Annotated in this window: 13 protein-coding genes; 5 read left to right on the top strand and 8 right to left on the bottom strand. The window is 67.7% G+C overall.

The genetic code is table 11. The features are described 5' to 3' along the window. The 3 genes from NS6_RS02890 to NS6_RS02880 all read left to right on the top strand — a co-directional run. Nucleotides 1-1,794 (top strand): malate synthase G (locus tag NS6_RS02890; RefSeq protein WP_068035913.1); only part of this gene is annotated, 1,794 nt, incomplete at its 5' end. Nucleotides 1,795-2,400: 606 nt separating this feature from the next. Beyond that, nucleotides 2,401-4,095, top strand: a complete 1,695-nt coding sequence (locus NS6_RS02885; RefSeq protein ID WP_068035911.1) for a hydrogenase maturation protein — start codon at nt 2,401-2,403, stop codon at nt 4,093-4,095. Nucleotides 4,096-4,254: 159 nt separating this feature from the next. Continuing rightward, on the top strand, nt 4,255-5,094 hold the full coding sequence (locus tag NS6_RS02880) for an MHYT domain-containing protein (protein ID WP_245669101.1): 840 nt from the start codon (nt 4,255-4,257) through the stop codon (nt 5,092-5,094). A gap of 290 nt (nt 5,095-5,384) precedes the next feature. Here NS6_RS02880 and NS6_RS02875 read toward each other — a convergent pair whose 3' ends face one another. The 8 genes from NS6_RS02875 to NS6_RS02840 all read right to left on the bottom strand — a co-directional run bounded on the left by NS6_RS02875 (nt 5,385) and on the right by NS6_RS02840 (nt 15,101). Beyond that, nucleotides 5,385-6,962 (bottom strand): LVIVD repeat-containing protein, encoded by a 1,578-nt coding sequence (locus NS6_RS02875; protein WP_068035908.1) that lies wholly within the window; start codon nt 6,960-6,962, stop codon nt 5,385-5,387. A 244-nt stretch (nt 6,963-7,206) separates the two neighbouring features. Next, nucleotides 7,207-8,106 (bottom strand): 3-methyladenine DNA glycosylase, encoded by a 900-nt coding sequence (locus NS6_RS02870; protein WP_157112593.1) that lies wholly within the window; start codon nt 8,104-8,106, stop codon nt 7,207-7,209. Beyond that, nucleotides 8,103-9,170: a hemolysin family protein gene (locus NS6_RS02865; RefSeq protein WP_068035906.1), complete on the bottom strand. Its 1,068-nt coding sequence runs from the start codon at nt 9,168-9,170 to the stop codon at nt 8,103-8,105. Before NS6_RS02865 ends, NS6_RS02870 begins: the two co-directional genes overlap by 4 nt. After that, on the bottom strand, nt 9,163-10,557 hold the full coding sequence (locus NS6_RS02860) for a hemolysin family protein (RefSeq protein WP_068035905.1): 1,395 nt from the start codon (nt 10,555-10,557) through the stop codon (nt 9,163-9,165). The genes NS6_RS02865 and NS6_RS02860 overlap by 8 nt, the downstream gene beginning before the upstream one ends. 237 nt (nt 10,558-10,794) lie before the next feature. Then, entirely contained in the window at nt 10,795-12,231 is a 1,437-nt protein-coding gene (locus tag NS6_RS02855) for a GuaB1 family IMP dehydrogenase-related protein (RefSeq protein WP_068036138.1), read from the bottom strand. Nucleotides 12,232-12,404: 173 nt separating this feature from the next. Continuing rightward, nucleotides 12,405-13,742 (bottom strand): DEAD/DEAH box helicase, encoded by a 1,338-nt coding sequence (locus tag NS6_RS02850; protein WP_068035904.1) that lies wholly within the window; start codon nt 13,740-13,742, stop codon nt 12,405-12,407. Further along, on the bottom strand, nt 13,735-14,673 hold the full coding sequence (locus tag NS6_RS02845; protein WP_068035902.1) for a M56 family metallopeptidase: 939 nt from the start codon (nt 14,671-14,673) through the stop codon (nt 13,735-13,737). The genes NS6_RS02850 and NS6_RS02845 overlap by 8 nt, the downstream gene beginning before the upstream one ends. Before the next feature lie 38 nt (nt 14,674-14,711). Next, nucleotides 14,712-15,101 (bottom strand): BlaI/MecI/CopY family transcriptional regulator, encoded by a 390-nt coding sequence (locus tag NS6_RS02840; protein ID WP_033246209.1) that lies wholly within the window; start codon nt 15,099-15,101, stop codon nt 14,712-14,714. Between the two features lie 229 nt (nt 15,102-15,330). On the opposite strand from NS6_RS02840, the gene NS6_RS02835 reads away from it, so the two are divergent. Both NS6_RS02835 and NS6_RS02830 read left to right on the top strand, forming a co-directional pair. Further along, on the top strand, nt 15,331-16,038 hold the full coding sequence (locus tag NS6_RS02835; protein ID WP_068035899.1) for a hypothetical protein: 708 nt from the start codon (nt 15,331-15,333) through the stop codon (nt 16,036-16,038). Between the two features lie 205 nt (nt 16,039-16,243). Continuing rightward, a complete protein-coding gene (locus NS6_RS02830) occupies nt 16,244-16,690 on the top strand; it encodes a PaaI family thioesterase (protein ID WP_157112592.1) in 447 nt (148 codons plus the stop codon). The last annotated feature ends 25 nt before the right edge of the window (nt 16,691-16,715 follow it).

Below are 16,715 nucleotides of genomic sequence, written 5' to 3'. Positions count from 1 at the left end.
GCGCGCTGGGGTTCGCTCTACGACGCGCTCTACGGCACCGACGCCATCCCGGAGACCGGCGGTGCGGAAAAAGGCACCGGCTACAACAAGGTGCGCGGTGACAAGGTCATCGAATGGGCGCGTAATTTCCTCGACGACGCCGTCACTCTGATCACCGGTTCGCATATCGGGTCCACCTCGTACACGATCGTCGACGGGGAGCTCGAGGTCGGCCTCGAGGACGGCACCACGATCGGCCTGGCGGACGCCGGACAGCTCGTCGGCTATATCGGCGACCCGGCTGCCCCCAGCGCGATCCTGTTGAAGCACAACGGCCTGCACATCGAGATCCAGATCGATCCGGAATCGCCCATCGGCAGCACCGATACCGCCGGCGTCAAGGATTGCGCCATCGAATCCGCGGTTACCACGATCATGGACTTCGAGGATTCGGTCGCCGCGGTCGACGCCGACGACAAAACCCTGTGCTACCGCAACTGGCTGGGCCTGATGAAGGGCGATCTCGCCGAAAAGGTCAGCAAGAACGGTAAAACCTTCACCCGCACCATGAATCCGGACCGGGTCTACACCGCGCTCGACGGTTCCGAGCTGGCGTTGCACGGCCGCTCGCTGCTGTTCGTCCGCAACGTCGGTCATCTCATGACCAGCGACGCCATCCTCGACGCCGAGGGCAACGAGGTGCCCGAGGGCATCCTGGACGGCATCCTCACCTCCCTCATCGCCAAGCATTCGCTGCGCGACGATGTGGCGCTGTCCAACAGCCGCACCGGCTCGGTGTACATCGTGAAGCCGAAGATGCACGGCCCGGATGAGGTCGCGTTCACCAATGACCTTTTCGCCGCCGTCGAGGATGTGCTGGACCTGCCACGCAACACCCTAAAGGTCGGCATCATGGACGAGGAACGCCGCACCACGGTGAATCTGAAGGCGTGCATCGACGCAGCCGCCGACCGGGTGGTGTTCATCAACACCGGCTTCCTGGACCGCACCGGCGACGAGATCCACACCTCGATGCTGGCGGGTCCGATGATCCGCAAGGCCGAGATGAAGACCCAGCGCTGGATCCTTGCCTACGAGGACTGGAACGTCGATACCGGCATCGCCGCGGGCCTGCCCGGAAAAGCGCAGATCGGTAAGGGGATGTGGGCCATGCCCGACTTGATGGCCGGGATGCTCGAGCAGAAGATCGGCCATCCGAAGGCCGGTGCGACCACCGCCTGGGTGCCGTCGCCGACGGCGGCCACCCTGCACGCCACCCATTACCACCTGGTGGATGTGTTCAAGCGGCAGGCCGAGATCGCCAAGGGCGGTGCCCGCGCGAGTGTCGACGAGATCCTGGAGATCCCGCTGGCCGCTGATACCACCTGGAGCGACGAGGAGAAGCAGCAGGAGCTGGACAACAACTCGCAGTCGATCCTGGGCTACGTGGTGCGCTGGATCGATCAGGGCGTGGGCTGCTCCAAGGTCCCCGATATCTCCGATATTGCCCTCATGGAGGATCGTGCCACCCTGCGTATCTCCAGCCAGCTGATGGCCAACTGGCTCCGGCACGGCGTGGTCAGCACTGATGAGGTGGTCGCCAGCTTGGAGCGGATGGCACCGGTGGTGGACCGGCAGAACTCCGGTGACCCGGAGTACCGTCCGATGGCTCCGGATTTCGCCGGGAGCGTCGCGTTCCAGGCTGCCAAAGAGCTGATCCTGGAGGGCACCACGCAGCCGAACGGCTACACCGAGCCGATCCTGCACCGCCGCCGCCGCGAGGCCAAGGCGCTGGCGGCCGGGAACGGGTCGTAGCCGCCCGGTTATCGCCCCGCACACCGCCCTCGACCGCACACCGGTCGAGGGCGGCGTCATTTCACCGAGTGGCCGCGGAAATCCGGTAGGAGCCCGGAGCGCGGAGCCCGGGTCGAGCGTGGCTGAAGGTGTATGGCTGCGGCGGCATCGGAGGACGAGGGCCCTTCGCGGATATCGCGGCCACCGCGGGATGCGATCCGAGCACAGCCGGATGCGCCGGGGTGCTCACCGACGGTATGCGCGGCGGTATGGCACAGGGGGCTGTCCGACGGCCGTGGACGTCGGCACGGAATGCTGTCCCGGCGGCCGCTCAGTGGGCTGGTGCCGCCGTCCGGACGCGGGGAACAGGAGCCCGCGAAGCCATTTCGTGCGGTCCGCTGCGTGGCGCACGGGGGGAGGGCCGTAGCGGGAGCCGAAGGTCGCCTCCCAGCTGTGTGCCGGGCCGCAACGGGAGCGGAATGTACTGAGCGGCGGATGGATACGCTGCGATGTCGAAATGTTGCGGGGATCACCCCGCACTGCGGATGCCACGCGGGGGGATTAGCTTTGTCGGGAATCGAAACAATACGTTGGGATCTAACAGATCTCACCCGATGGAGGAAAACCTTGCGCGTCCTGCTCGTCGCCAGCGCATTCAACAGTCTCACCCAGCGCGTGCACACCGAGTTGCACGGTCGCGGGCACGAGGTGGGGGTCGAGCTGGCGCTCGGTGACGATCTACTGCGGGCCCGGGTGGGGCGGTTCCGGCCCGACCTCATCGTGGCGCCGATGCTGACCACGGCGATCCCGCAAGATATATGGATCGCGCACACCGTGCTCATCGTGCATCCCGGCCCGAAGGGAGACCGCGGGCCCTCCTCGCTCGACTGGGCGATCAGCACCGGTGCCCGGGAGTGGGGCGTGACCGTACTGCAGGCCGTCGAGGAAATGGATGCGGGCCCGATCTGGGCTTCCGTGCGGTTCCCGGTGGCTGCCTGCGGTAAGAGCGAGCTGTACCGCAACGAGGTCTCCGATGCCGCCGTGGCTGCGGTGCTGCTGGCCGTCGAGCGGTTCGCCGACGGTGTATTCGAGCCCGAACCTCTGGATTACAGCCGTCCCGATGTGCGCGGGCAGCTGCGGCCCTACCATTCTCAGCAGTACCGCCGGATCGACTGGGGCAGCGAGGATACCGCCTCGATCGTGGGCAAACTTCGCGCCGCCGACTCGCAGCCGGGAGTTCTCGACGAACTGTACGGTCGGGAGTATTTCCTGCACGGCGGTCACCACGAGGACCGGTTGCGGGGTACTCCTGGGGCCGTCATCGCCACCCGTGACGGGGCGATCTGCCGCGCCACCGTAGACGGTGCGGTCTGGCTGCCGCAGCTGCGCCGACGCCGGGAACCGGGCGGCCCGGCGACCTTCAAACGTCCCGCCGTCGACGCGCTCGGCGCCGCTCTGCCCGGGGATATTCCGGAGGTGCCGGTCACTCCGGCCGAGGCGGCGGTCCGCGATACCTGGTCGGAGCTGTGCTACTACGAGCAGGGCTCTGTCGGCTATCTCGAATTCGCCTTTGCCGGCGGCGCCATGAGCACCGGGCAGTGCCGGCGGCTGCTGGCGGCCTACCGGCAGGCCTGTGCGCGGCCGGTCCGGGCGCTGGTGCTGGGCCCGGTCCGCGATTTCTTCTCCAACGGGATCCATCTCAATGTCATCGAGGCGGCCGATGATCCGGCCGAGGAATCGTGGCGCAATATCACCGCGATGAACGATCTGGTGGAGGCGATTCTCACCACGACGGACAAACTGGTGATCTCGGTGTTGACCGGGAACGCGGCGGCCGGCGGGGTGATGTTCGCGCTGGCCGCCGACGAGGTGTGGTGCCGCGAATCGGTCGTGCTCAATCCGCACTACCGGCTCATGGGTCTGTACGGTTCGGAGTACTGGACGTATTCGCTGCCGCGCCGCGTGGGAGCGACCGAGGCCGCACGGTTGACCAGGGAGACCCTGCCCGTCGGGGCGCGCGCGGCCGCGGCCATCGGCCTGGTGGACCGGGTCGCGTCGGGTGGTGCCGCCGAATTCCGGGAATGGGTGCGCCAGGAGGCGGTCCTGCTCGCCGATTCGCCGGAGCTGGAGGGGCGCCTGACCGCAAAGAAACGGCAGCGGGAAGCCGACGAAGCGGTCAAACCGCTGGCCGACTACCGGGCCGAGGAGCTGGCACATATGCGTCGCAACTTCTTCGCCGAAGGTGAGCCGTACCACCGGTTGCGGCAGAACTTCGTCTACAACGTCGCGCCCCCGGCCACCCCGGCGTATCTGCTGGGCTGATTCGCCGGTTCGGGCCGGGTAGCCCAGTTGTGACATCGAGTGGCGAGGACATACCCGCCTGAGGTGAAATTTTTACTTTGTAGCCCGGCTTCGGGAACATCGAACTTCAGCCTGCACGGCTGTAGCTCGGAAATCGACTAATACAAGCGGAGTAGAGACGTGCTACAACTCGAGCACTTCAGCAACGGCTGGGTGACTCCTGTCCTCGCCTATGCGATGTCCTTCATCGGCTCGGTACTCGGCCTGCGCTGCGCCGTTCGCGCGCGTACGGCGAGCCCGGCCTACGGCTGGCTGGTCGCGGCCGCGATCGCGCTGGGCGGGGCCGGAATCTGGGTCATGCATTTCACGGCGATGCTCGGCTTCGCTGTCGATGGGACAAGCATCCGGTACGACATGCCGATGACCCTGCTCAGTGCCGTGATTGCGGTCGTGGTGGTGCTGATCGGGCTGGTGATCGTCGTCCGGGGGCAGCGGGAGGCGGTCGCACTACCGCTCGGCGGTGCCATCACCGGGCTCGGCGTGGTGGCTATGCACTATCTGGGCATGGCCGCGATGAGCACCGGCGTCGATATGGAATACAGCACCGGCCTGGTTCTGCTGTCGATCGCGATCGCGGTGGTCGCCGCCACTGCTGCGCTGTGGTTCATGCTGCACGTCCAGGGCTGGGGAAATACCGTGGGGGCGGCGCTGATCATGGGTGTCGCGGTCTGCGGTATGCATTACACCGGTATGGCGTCCATGAGCGCCCACCACGGCGAAAACCACGCGTTGCCCGAGGGCGTCGCGCCCGTCGAGCTGCTCACCCCGTTGCTGACCACGGTGGCGCTGGTTGTCGTGGGCTTGGTGGTGTTGGTCGGTGTGGCCGAACTCGAGGTGCGCAGTGTTGCCGCGGCCGGTCCCACACCTGAATCGGGCAAATCCGGCACCCTGCTCACCACGGACCCGGCCACCTTGGCACATAGTGGCCGTCAGTGGCCACGGATGTCCACCCACGATTAACCTCGGAGCTCGCAGTCGTGACACCGTGGGCGGGGCCCGGTTGTCTCGATGGGCCGACGGCCCTATTCTGGGCCGCCGTATCTGCAAACCGATGTGAGGAATGCTCGATGGGTAGTACCGTGCTCGATATCGCCGCGCTGATCGTGATGCGGGTGGGGGATTTCTGGAACTGGATGGCGACCGGCTCGGCGGGGTTCCCGCCGTTGTGAGTCGCTGACCGGCCGATTCGGAGCCCGGGCACCGAGTGTGCCCGGGCTCCGCTGTATCGACGGGTCTTCTCGGGGTTCCGGTCAGGAACCCACCACCGACTGCTGATCGGCCGGTGGCGTGTACACCGATTCGTCGACGTGCAACACCATGAAACCGTTATCGGAACAGGTGACGTAGAGATCGTTGCCCCGCCATTCCGGCGGCGACATGCACCAGTCGGTCGAGATATCGCCGAACGCGAGTTTGCCGGTCCGCGAGGACAGCGCCTGCGAGGGGTCGAACTGGCCTTCGAGTACCGCGCGGGCCGCACTGGGCGCCGTCAGCGCCGGAATGCCGAGCAGCGAGGCCAGCGCATGCGGTGAGTTGGTGAGTTCGAGGTTGCGACCGGTGCGCGCCGGAGGATTGAAGTAGGCGACCTCGCGGATCGCGTGCGGGTCGCGGATATCGAATACCCGGATCCCGGACGATATCCAGCCGCAGGCCAGTGCGGTGGGGTTCGCCGGCCGGTCGGCGGCGCAATAGTGGGATTCGTAGGCGAATATCGAGCCTCCCATGGAGGAGGCGATATTGCTGTCGAGATGCTGGGGAAGGTTGATGTCCAGTTTCACCTTTGCGACAACACGGGGGTCGGTGTCATCGGAGACGTCGATCAGTTTCACGCTACCCGAACCGCCCTCGTCGACGGTGTAGATATGCGGTTTGCCGTCGTAGGTGACCGGGATGCTGTGCTGCGTGGCCCAGCCGTCGGACCAGAACATCCGCCCGAGGTGATGCACCTGCGGGTTCGGGTCGCGCCGCTGTATCGCGCTGACGTCGAGGACCGTGACACCGCTGAGCGCCGACAGATACAGTCGATTGCCGTCCGGGCTCACTCCGAATCCGTGGGCGGTGATACCCGTGAGCCCCTGCCAGACGACCCGCGGGTGGGCGGGGTCGGTGAGGTCGACCGCGCTGAGGAAACCGGGCGTGATCCCGGAGGCCCAGTAGGTGTTGCCATCGGGGGAGAACCCGCCCTCATGCGTTGTGATCGGCAGCGGCATACCGAGGTTGGTTCCCGGGCCGGGATTGAGCAGCCGCGGATGCGCGCAATCGGAAATATCGTAGACCGAGAGATATCCGGCCCCGACCAGCATCGGGACCCCGGTACCCACCAGCAGTTTGCGCCGGGCGTTCACCTTGAGGCTCTCCCAGGTGCCGGCAAGCATGGCCGGTTCGTTCAGGGTCACGGTCGGGCGCGGATGCGCCGGATCGGAAACGTCGAGAACCTGCACCCCGCCGTTCTGGTGCAGCAGGTTACCGGGGAAGAAGGTTCCCATATAGGCGCAGTGCTCGAAACTGGTGGAGGTGATACCGGCGCCGCGGCCGGCGAACTGGCCGACCATCGACATATTGCAACGGTAGCCCTGGGTGCTGCGCCCGCTGTCGCGATCGGCGGCCGGCACGTCGCCCTGCAACCCCGGTTCGGGTAGGGCGCCGGGACCGCATTCGGCGCGCGGTACGGAGGTACGGCCCACGTCGAGGAATTCCCGGACCTCGTTGTGGATATCGGCCTGTAGGTCCGCTGTGGCACTGCCCGGCAGCAGTATCGCAGCGACTGCGGTGACCACGGTGAGCGCAATCGCCCTGGTCCGATGGTGTTCTCCGAAGGGACGCCCCATTGCATCCTCGCGCTTCCCGAGCTACCTCGTCCGACCCACCCTGGCTGCGTTTGGGACACAACCCGGAATTGTCCAGTGATGGTAGCGATTCGGTGAGCTCGCCGGCGTTGTTTCGCGGAATGAAGGTGGTCGGCGCCATATGTGATTCGCAGAGCTGGGCGGGCTCCGGAACAGGGCTACGGCCCGCTCCGCAGAATTGTGGCGCGCGGCGAACACGATCGGTGGACCCAGCGGTGTTCTCGCCTTACCCGTGAAGTTGTTCCAGGAGGTATTCGCACTCGGCAAGCAGCCGGGCCCTGAGCGTGGCAGCACGGTCCGCGATGTCCGATTGCTGCCGCACGTAGACCGCCCGGCCGGCCGGGGTCTCTATTTCGATCGGTTCGTACCCGTACTCGCGGAGATCGTAAGGGGAGGCCCGCATATCGAGGATCCGGGCGTCACGGGCCAGCTCGAAGCAGTCCAATTGCAGGTCGGAGGTGGTGAGCGGGCTGGTATGAAAGCACCATTTGTACAGGTCCATATTCGCGTGCAGGCAGCCCGGTTGCTCCGTGAGCGGCTGGTCGTCGCGGGTGAGATACCGATTGTTGCGGCCCACCGCGGGCGGTGTGAAGAAGCGGAACGCGTCGAAATGGGTACAGCGCACCGGCATCGACTCGAGAACGGCATCGGTACCCGCTGCGCCGAGCCGCAACGGGACCGCATCGTGGCGGACCTCCCCGGTGCGGTACACCATCGCCCATTCGTGCAGGCCGAAACAGGACAGCTGAGCCGGTCGGGAGGCGGTCGCACGTAACAGGCCGGCGATATAGGCCACGGTATCGCCGCGGGCGCGCAGGAACCGCGGATCGGCGGTCGCCACCGGCCCGGGGATGGGGGTGGGCTCGTCGAGCCGGTGATACCCGCGCAGGCCGCTGTACTCGGCGGCGCCGCACAAGGCGATGCCGTACCCCGGATGCCAGCGGCGTAGCTGTGCCGGACGATGCCCGTAGTAGGTCCACAGGAAATCGAGGACCGGGTGGCGGGTCCCGGTGGCTCGCCGGTGCAGGTAGTCGCCGGCGAGCTCATCGGCGCGGGCGGCGTGCGCGGCGGCGCGGGGCCGCCAGTCGGGTTCGGCGAGAATCGCCACGGCGGCACCGACCGTCATTCGGCCACCCGGTGCGTGGCATCACGCACCGTACCGACGAACTGTTCGACCAGATCCTCGAGCGCCACGATCCCGACCGTGTTGCCGCGGGCATCGACCACCCGGCCCAGGTGACTACTGGTGCGGCGTAGCCGGGCCAGCGCCTCGTACAGGGTGGTTCCCAGCAGCACGGTCGGGAGCGGCCGGATATCGGTGCGCGGTATATCGGTACTCGGTCCGGCCGCCTCGTCGGAAACCTTGTCCAGCACATCCTTCACATGTAGGTACCCGACCAGCGACCCATCGGCGGCCCGTACCGGATACCGGGAGAACCCGGTTTCGGCGACAGCGGTCTCGATATCGCCTAGCGTGGTGCCGCCCGCCCCCCGCAACGGCACAGTGCGCATCCGGTGCAGCGGGATCATGACCTCGGCCACGAACCGTTCACCGGTGCCCAGGGCCTGGGTGAGGCGGCGGTGCTCCTCCTCGTCCAGCAGGCCCTCGGACCGCGACTCGCCGATCATCTCGGCGAGTTCATCGCTGGAAACCGCGGACTCGAGTTCGTCCTTCGGTTCGATACGCAGCATGCGCAGTGTCGCGTTCGCCGCGAAATTGTAGAGCGCGATGAGCGGCCGGGCGATCCGCAACCAAGCCAGATGCAGCGGCACCAGCAGTAGCGCGCTGCGTTCCGGACCGGCGAGCGCGATGTTCTTCGGGATCATCTCGCCCAGCAGGATGTGCAGTATCACCACGATGGTCAGCGCCACCACGAACGACACCGGATGCAGCAGCGCCTCGGGCAGCCCGGCCAGTTCGAAGGGATACTCGAGGAGATGCGCGACCGCGGGTTCACCGACCCGGCCCAGCAGAATCGAGCAGATGGTGATGCCGAGCTGGGCGGCCGCCAGCATCATCGAGAGATTCTGACCGGCCCGGATTACGGTATCGGCATTGCGTTTACCCTGCGCGGCGAGCGCCTCGAGCCGGTCGCGCCGGGCCGAGATCAGCGCGAATTCCGCGGCGACGAAGAATGCGTTACCGGCGAGCAGCAGCACAGTGAACGCGACAGCGAACAGATCACCCATGGTGGAGCTCCCGTCCGGCCGGCTGCTGTTCGCGTTCGAGCGACCGGTCGTCGACCGGCACCAGCCGGACCCGGTCCACCCGGCGCCCGTCCATCCGTTCCACGCGGGCGAGCCAGCCGCCCGGGCCGTCGATATGGCGGCGGTCGTGCCCGCGCCGCTGGGGCAGGACGACGATATCGCCGGCCGCGGGAATCCGGCCGAGTCTGGTCAGTACCAGGCCGCCGAGGGTTTCGTATTCGCCTTCGGGTGCCTGATACCCGGTGGCCCGGGATACCTCGTCGATCCGGAGCAGCCCAGAACAGTCCCAGCCGTCGGAGAGGCGGCGCACGTCGCGTTCCTCCTCGTCGTGCTCGTCGCGGACATCGCCGAGGATCTCCTCGATGATGTCCTCCATGGTCACCAGACCGGCGGTGCCGCCGTATTCGTCGACCACCAGTGCGACCTGCATACCGTCGGCCCGGACCCGTTCGAGCACTTCGTCGCCGTCCAGGCTGGCGGGTACGACGGGAACGGGTTGCGCGATCTGCGCCAGCCCCACCCCGGCGCGGGTGCGTGCCGGATGGGTGAAGGCCTGTTTGACGTGGACCACGCCGAGCGTGTTGTCCAGGTCGCCGTCGATCACCGGGAACCGGGAGAAACCGGTGCGGGCGGCGGCGGCCAGCAGATCGCCGATGGTATCGGTGCGTTCGAGCGCCTCGATCTTGACGCGGGGTGTCATCAGTTCTTCGGCGCTGCGGGCCCCGAACTGCAGCGAGCGGTCCAGGATCTGGGCGGTGCGCTGATCGAGTGCACCGTGCTGGGCCGAGGTGCGCACGAGCGAACCGAGTTCCTGCGGTGATCGCGCCGAGCGCAGTTCCTCGGCGGGTTCCACACCGAGCCGGCGCACCACCCAGTTCGCCGTGCCGTTGAGAAACTGGATCATCGGCTTGAACACCGTCGAGAACGCCACCATGGGCCCCGCGGTGGTGCGCGCGGTGGCCAATGGCGCCGCGATGGCGATGTTCTTCGGCACCAGTTCGCCGTAGATCATCGACAGTGAGGTCGCCAAAATCAGGGCGAGGGCAAGCGAGATACCGGTGACCGCGGAATCGGGGATGGCGACCAGTCCGAACAGTGGTGTCAGCAGTCGGGCCAGCACCGGTTCGGCGATATAGCCGGTGATCAGGGTGGTGATGGTGATTCCGAGCTGGGCCCCGGACAACTGGAACGAGAGCGTGCGATGGGCCTGCCGGACCGCGCGGGCCCGGACGTCACCGTCGCGGGCATGCGCTTCGACGGTGCTGCGTTCCAAGGCGGTGAGGGAGAATTCGGCGGCCACGAACAGGGCGGTGCCCGCGGTGAGCGCCACGAACCCGATCAGGCTCGCAATGGTGAGTACGACGGTCATACCCCCACCACCCGGCGGGCTTCGGCAGCAACGGCCGGACGAACAGGTGATCGGTGGAGGGTTGTGCGGAGAGGGACGCCGGGTCTGTCACCCGGCTCGATAGATGAGCCCTCCTGAGTGGCGCCCTCGGACGCGGGTGACAACTGGTTCCTTTCGTCCTGGTGAATTCACGGCCGGCAACCGCCGGCCCATCTCATGGTAGCGGCCCGTACACCGGGGTGCACGGGCCGGTCGCGCTCACCACCCGCTGGGCAGCGGGCGTCCCTCGGCGAATCCGGCGGCCGACTGTACCCCCAGGACGGCGCGGTCGTGGAACTCGGCGAGCGTGCGCGCACCGGCATAGGTGCAGGCACTGCGGACGCCGGAACAGATGTGGTCGATCAGGTCCTCGACGCCGGGCCGCTCGGGGTCCAGCAGCATCCGGGAGCTGGAGATCCCTTCCTCGAACAGGGCCTTGCGGGCGCGATCGTAGCCGCGGTCGGCGGCGGTACGGGCGGCGACGGCGCGTTTGGAGGCCATCCCGAAGCTTTCCTTGTAGGCGTTGCCCTCCCGGTCGACCCGCAGATCGCCGGGCGATTCGTAGGTGCCGGCGAACCAGGAACCGATCATGACATTGGACGCCCCCGCCGCGAGGGCCAGCGCGACGTCACGCGGATGGCGGACACCGCCGTCGGCCCAGATATGCGCTCCGAGTTCCGCAGCCGCGGCGGCGCATTCGGCTACCGCGGAGAACTGTGGCCGGCCGACCCCGGTCATCATCCGGGTGGTGCACATCGCGCCCGGACCTACCCCGACCTTGACGATATCGGCGCCGGCGGCGATCAGGTCCCGGGTTCCTTCGGCCGATACCGTGTTACCGCCCACGAGCGGAACACCGAGGCCCAGATCGCGGATGGAACGCAGGGTTTCCAGCATCTTCACCTGATGTCCGTGGGCGGTGTCGACCACCAGGAGATCGGCACCGGCATCCACGAGCGCCTTGGCCTTGGCCGGCACATCACCGTTGATTCCGACGGCAGCCGCGATCCGAAGCATCCCGTCGCCGTCCACGGCCGGGGCGTAGATCCCGTGCCGCACCGCGCCGGTTCGGGTCAGCACACCCGCGAGGGTGCCATCCGGGGCGAGCAGCACCGCCAGATCGGCATGGGCGGCCTCGAGCCGGTCGAAAATATAGGACGGTTCGGCTGTGGCCGGGGCGGTGACGAAATCGGTGGTGGCGATTTCGTGCAATCGGGCGAACCGGTCGACATCGGCGCAGGCCGCCTCGGTGACCACACCGACCGGCCGGTCCCGGTCGACGACGACAACCGCGCCGTGCGCCCGCTTGTGGATCAGCGCCATGGCATCGGAGACCGAATCGTCGGCGCTGAGCGTGACCGGGGTATCCGCGAGCAGCGAGCGGCTCTTGACGAACGCGATGGTGTCGGCGACCGCGTTGTTGGGCAGGTCCTGCGGTAGTACCACGATCCCGCCGCGCCGGGCCACAGTTTCGGCCATCCGCCGACCGGCAACGGCGGTCATATTCGCGACCACCAGCGGAATTGTGGTGCCGGAGCCGTCGGACGTGGCGAGGTCGACATCGAACCGCGACGCGATATCGGTGCGGTTCGGAACCAGGAAGACATCGTTGTAGGTCAGGTCGTACGGCGGGGTTTGTCCGGGGAGAAACTGCACCGCACCCATGGTAATCGGGAGTGGACGCCGGCGGGCGGCATCGCCTCCGGCCACTCGTACAGTTCTGGTGTCCGGCTGCCGGCCTCCGCCGGTACGGCGGACCAGCGCGCATGGCCTATCTCGGTGGTGGCTGTCGTGGTGAAGCCGCGGCAGCGGCCGGGCAGGCCGGGTGATCACTTCTTCCGGCGTCGGTGGGGCCGCCGCGGCGGAGACGCGTCGGCCGCCCGGTATCCGCGTCCCGCGTGGCGCCGGGATCGGGTGTGGTCGGGAGCTACCGGTTCCGGTGCGGCGGCGGCGCCCGCGGGGGAGCGGGCACCGGTGAGTTGCTGGAGTTCCCGGTCCTGCGGCCGGACGGTGTGGGCCACCACTTCGATGCCCGCAGCCTCGGTGAGGGCGGTGACCTCAGTGCGCTGATCCGGGGTCACCACGGTGACGACCGTGCCGGTGGCACCGGCACGCGCGGTACGGCCGGCGCGGTGGACGTAGTCCTTCGGGTCGGTGGGCGGGTCGGCATGGACGACCAGGGAGACTGCGTCGACGTGGATACCGCGCGCGGCGATATCGGTGGCGACCAGTGCCGGCACCGCACCGTCCGCGAACGCCGCGAGAGTGCGCAGCCGGCGGTTCTGCGCTTTGCCACCGTGCAGGGCGGCGACGGCGACCCCCTGGTCCCGCAGTCGGCGGGTGAGTTTCTCGGCACCGTACTGCGTGCGCACGAACAGCAGCGTGCGGCCCTCGCGGGCGGCGATTCGCGCCAGTACGGCGGGTTTGTCGGCTGTTTCGACGTAGAGCAGATGGTGGACTGCGATGGCCGCTGTGGGTTCGGGAGCGACGCTGTGGGTGACCGGGTTCCGCAGGTAGCGCCGGACGAGGTCCTGGACGGATTCGTCGTCGAGGGTCGCCGAGAACAGGAGCCGCTGCCCATCGGCCGGGGTCGCGTCGAGGAGGCGCCGGACTTGGGGCAGGAAACCGAAATCGGCCATATGGTCGGCCTCGTCGACAGCCGTGGTCCGTACCGCGTCCAATACCGCGGCGCCCTGTTCGACCAGGTCGGTGAGCCTGCCCGGGGTGGCGATCAACAGGTCGATACCGCGTTGCAGTTTGTCGGCCTGCCGGCTCGCGGGCATACCACCGACGGCGGTACCCAGACGCAGGCCCAGCGCGAAGGGTTCCAGCGCTCGTTCGATCTGTAGGGCCAGTTCGCGTGTCGGCGCCAGGATGAGTCCGCGTGGGGACCGGGGAATCGCGGGCCGCCCGGCGAGCCGGACCAGCATGGGCAGCCCGAAGGCGAGAGTTTTGCCCGACCCCGTCGGTGCGCGGCCCAGGACATCGCGACCGGCCAGTACGTCGGGTACGGCCGCCTCCTGGATGGGTAGGGGATCGGTGAGGCCTTCCCGCCGCAGTGCCTGGACCGTGAGTACGGGAAGGCCCAGTCCGGCGAACAGCGGACGTGCGGGCGAATTCCCGTGTTCCGGTGACTGCCGCTCCGGGACGGATATCTGCTCAGGCATGGAAGAGCCGGCTCAGCTCGACGAGCCAGGGGATCGCCACGGACAGCGTCGGCACCACCAGGATGGCGAGGGAGGCGAGATAGGCGGCCCCGGCGATACGCATATCGCCGAGCGGGCCGGCCAGGCGCTGGATCCGGATGAGAGTGCTCGGGCCGCCGACGGCGAGCGCACCCTGCGGGGCGGTGGATTTCGAGCAGGCGACCAGCGCCCGGGCCAGCGGTTTGGGCCCGGTCACTTTCACCGCGGAATCGTCGGCGAGCAGTTCGATCAGCAGTTTCACCGAATCCAGTGCCGATTTGCTGCGGACGAACCGGGGAAAGGCCTCGTGCGCCGCGGTGAACGCTTCGAGTACCAGATCGTGTCGGGCCCGCAGATGCGACCGTTCATGGCTGAGGATGGCGGTCAGTTCCTGTTCGGTCAGGTTGTCCAGGGTGCCCGCGCTCACCACGACCCGGCGCCGCAGGCCGGGCAGGCAGTACGCGATGGGTTCGGTGGCCGACAGCACTCGGATATCGGCGGCGCGGCGGACGGGTCCGCTCTGGTCGAGCAGATCCACCAGCATGCGGTGGCGGGCCCGCCGCCGCCGGGTGTGGATCCCGACCCTGATCGACGCGTAGACCAGCCGCGCGCCGACCAGCAGGGTCAGCATGAAAACGGAGACGTAGGCCAGCCACAACGGCAGCCCGAGCGCATCGATCTCATCGGTGGGCTTGGTGGTCGGCCGGCCGTCGGGGCCGGGGACCAGGAGCTCGGCGGCGATGGCGAGCCCGGAACTGAAGGCGCTGAGCACGGCCGCCAGCGCGATGGCCTGCCAGAGTACGAGCGCGGCCCGGGGGACCCGGTAGGTCCAGGTCGCGCGGCTGAGTGCCTCGGGGACGGGACCGGCGAGAAGCAAGGCAAGTACGGCGAAGGCCGGTGCGGCTGCGTTCATCGACTCTGCTCACTGCGTTGTGGGGCCAGGGTCCGAGCTCACTGCGGCGGTGCGGTGTCCTCGGTTGCTTCGAGCTTAGCGAGCGCATCCCGCAGGGCTGCGGCCTCGTCCTTCCCGACCTGCTCCACGAAATGCACCAGCGCCGCCGCCCGGCTGCCGGCCTCGTCGGCTTGCTGCAGCGCATCCATCATGAGTCCGGCCACCAGCTCGTCGCGGCTGTGTACCGGAGCGTACCGGTGGGCGCGATCGTCGCGCCGCTGCACCACGAGATTCTTCTTCGCCAGTCGCTGTAGCACCGTCATCACTGTGGTGTACGCGAGTTCACGGCGCGCCGACAGGGCCTCGTGCACCTGCCGGACCGTTTGTGGTTCGTCGGCCGACCACAACTGGTCCATAACCGCTTTCTCGAGTTCACCAAGTCCAGCCATCTCTCGATTTTACGACTACAACGACACTTGGGCGTACTACAGGGTGTCGTAACCGCGTGGGATTGGTCATAGCTCACAGTTCGCCCGTTCGGGCGGCGATTCCGGAAGTGGCGTGAGAGCGAGGTTGTGCGCAATTGATCCGTTTGCGCGAAACCCTTGCCAGGTCTGGTTAGGCTAACCTATCTTTCGATCAAGCCGTTTCTGCACCGCCGACCCCGAGGAGGTTCGAATGTCCGAACTGGCCACTGTGCGTATCCCCCGCCCCTATGAGGCGGCATTCGGTTCGGCGTGTTCCCGGTTACGAGCCCTGCAGCCGGAGCATCCGCGGGTGTATGCCGCCGCGGCCATGGCCGATCAGGGCAAACGGCGCTGGTGGTCGCTGTCCGCCGGTCTGCGTGAAGGGCGAATCGACCTGATGTACCGGCGGCACGCCGCCGAGATGGCCAGCGCGACCGTGGCTGCCGAGGTGGTTGCCACCGCCCTTATTCATGGGGTGGTCGGCCGGGTCGCGGCGCTGTGGGTCGCCGACGGGCGGGCCTGGGATCCGGGGCTGGAGAACATCTGGATCCACACCGACAACGACGGGGGTATCGACTGGGTGGGGCTGAGCGATACAACCGTCCGGGTGGTGGACGGGGATCCGCTGGCCGATTCGCCCGGTGTGGTGTCGCTGCCGTGTGAGCGCGCGATGTGGGTATGGCTCGCCTACCGCTGTGAACCGCCGCTCCTGCTGGTGCAGGGTGCGCTGGCCCGGTGTGCCGGATTGAGTCCGCGGCGCTTCTGGGCGTTGGTCGCCGAATCCGTGTGCGGCGCCACGACCTACGTTCCCGCGCTGGCGGGGGCTGATCCGGTGGCGGGCGCTCGGCGTGGGGAGGGCCTGCTGACGGCGCTCGAAGATCGCGGCCTGGCAATCCGGCGCGCCCAACGTGTTGCCTAGTTAGGTAAGCCTGACCTATACTCGAACGCGGCGTACGGATCGCGCGAGAGTCCCGAGGGCTGCGGTGACCCCCGATCCAAACGCGCGGCGGGCTCCACGACATGTGGGGCCCGCCGCTTCTCTTCCCGGACAGTCCCGCCGCGGCAGTCACTGGGCAGTTGGACCGCGCGACCGGTTCGCGCGCTCCTCATGCGATTGTTGAGGCATGACGGAACAGCAGACCCGGCTCCCGCAGTCGATGGCCGACCTCGGCCCCGAGGAGCTGAACGAGATCAGCAAGGGCACCTTCGCGGACCTGATGGGCCTGAAGGTGACCGAAATGGGGCCGGACCGGGTGCGGGGTGAATGGGTCGTCACCCCGCAGCATCACCAGCCGGCCGGAATCCAGAACGGTGGTGTGCTGTGTACCGCCGTGGAAACGCTCGCCAGCACAGGTGCCGCCGCCTGGTACGGGGACCGGGGAATCGTGGTCGGGGTCAACAATTCCACCGACTTCCTGCGGGCCGTGCGCGAGGGCAAGCTCACCGCCGAGGCCACCCCGATCCATCGGGGCGGGATGCAGCAGCTGTGGCAGGTTCTGGTCACCGATGAACAGGATCGGCCGGTCGCACGCGGTCAGGTGCGGATACAGAATCTGCCGCACCGGTCGTGAGTCGGGCCGCGTAGCGGCGATCGAA

Origin of the sequence: Nocardia speluncae NBRC 108251, assembly GCF_001613245.1 — a bacterium.
Classification (GTDB): domain Bacteria; phylum Actinomycetota; class Actinomycetes; order Mycobacteriales; family Mycobacteriaceae; genus Nocardia; species Nocardia speluncae.
The sequence above is the reverse complement of the archived record's forward strand: the minus strand, read 5'-3'. Positions and strand labels throughout refer to the sequence as shown.

Bases quoted from the DNA above. Each gene is read 5' to 3' on its own strand.
- NS6_RS02865 (WP_068035906.1), bottom strand. From the start codon at position 9,170: ATGGGTGATCTGTTCGCTGTCGCGTTCACTGTGCTGCTGCTCGCCGGT.
- NS6_RS02850 (WP_068035904.1), bottom strand. From the start codon at position 13,742: ATGCCTGAGCAGATATCCGTCCCGGAGCGGCAGTCACCGGAACACGGG.
- NS6_RS02835 (WP_068035899.1), top strand. From the start codon at position 15,331: ATGTCCGAACTGGCCACTGTGCGTATCCCCCGCCCCTATGAGGCGGCA.
- NS6_RS02875 (WP_068035908.1), bottom strand. From the start codon at position 6,962: ATGGGGCGTCCCTTCGGAGAACACCATCGGACCAGGGCGATTGCGCTC.
- NS6_RS02830 (WP_157112592.1), top strand. From the start codon at position 16,244: ATGACGGAACAGCAGACCCGGCTCCCGCAGTCGATGGCCGACCTCGGC.
- NS6_RS02870 (WP_157112593.1), bottom strand. From the start codon at position 8,106: ATGACGGTCGGTGCCGCCGTGGCGATTCTCGCCGAACCCGACTGGCGG.
- NS6_RS02860 (WP_068035905.1), bottom strand. From the start codon at position 10,557: ATGACCGTCGTACTCACCATTGCGAGCCTGATCGGGTTCGTGGCGCTC.
- NS6_RS02845 (WP_068035902.1), bottom strand. From the start codon at position 14,673: ATGAACGCAGCCGCACCGGCCTTCGCCGTACTTGCCTTGCTTCTCGCC.
- NS6_RS02840 (WP_033246209.1), bottom strand. From the start codon at position 15,101: ATGGCTGGACTTGGTGAACTCGAGAAAGCGGTTATGGACCAGTTGTGG.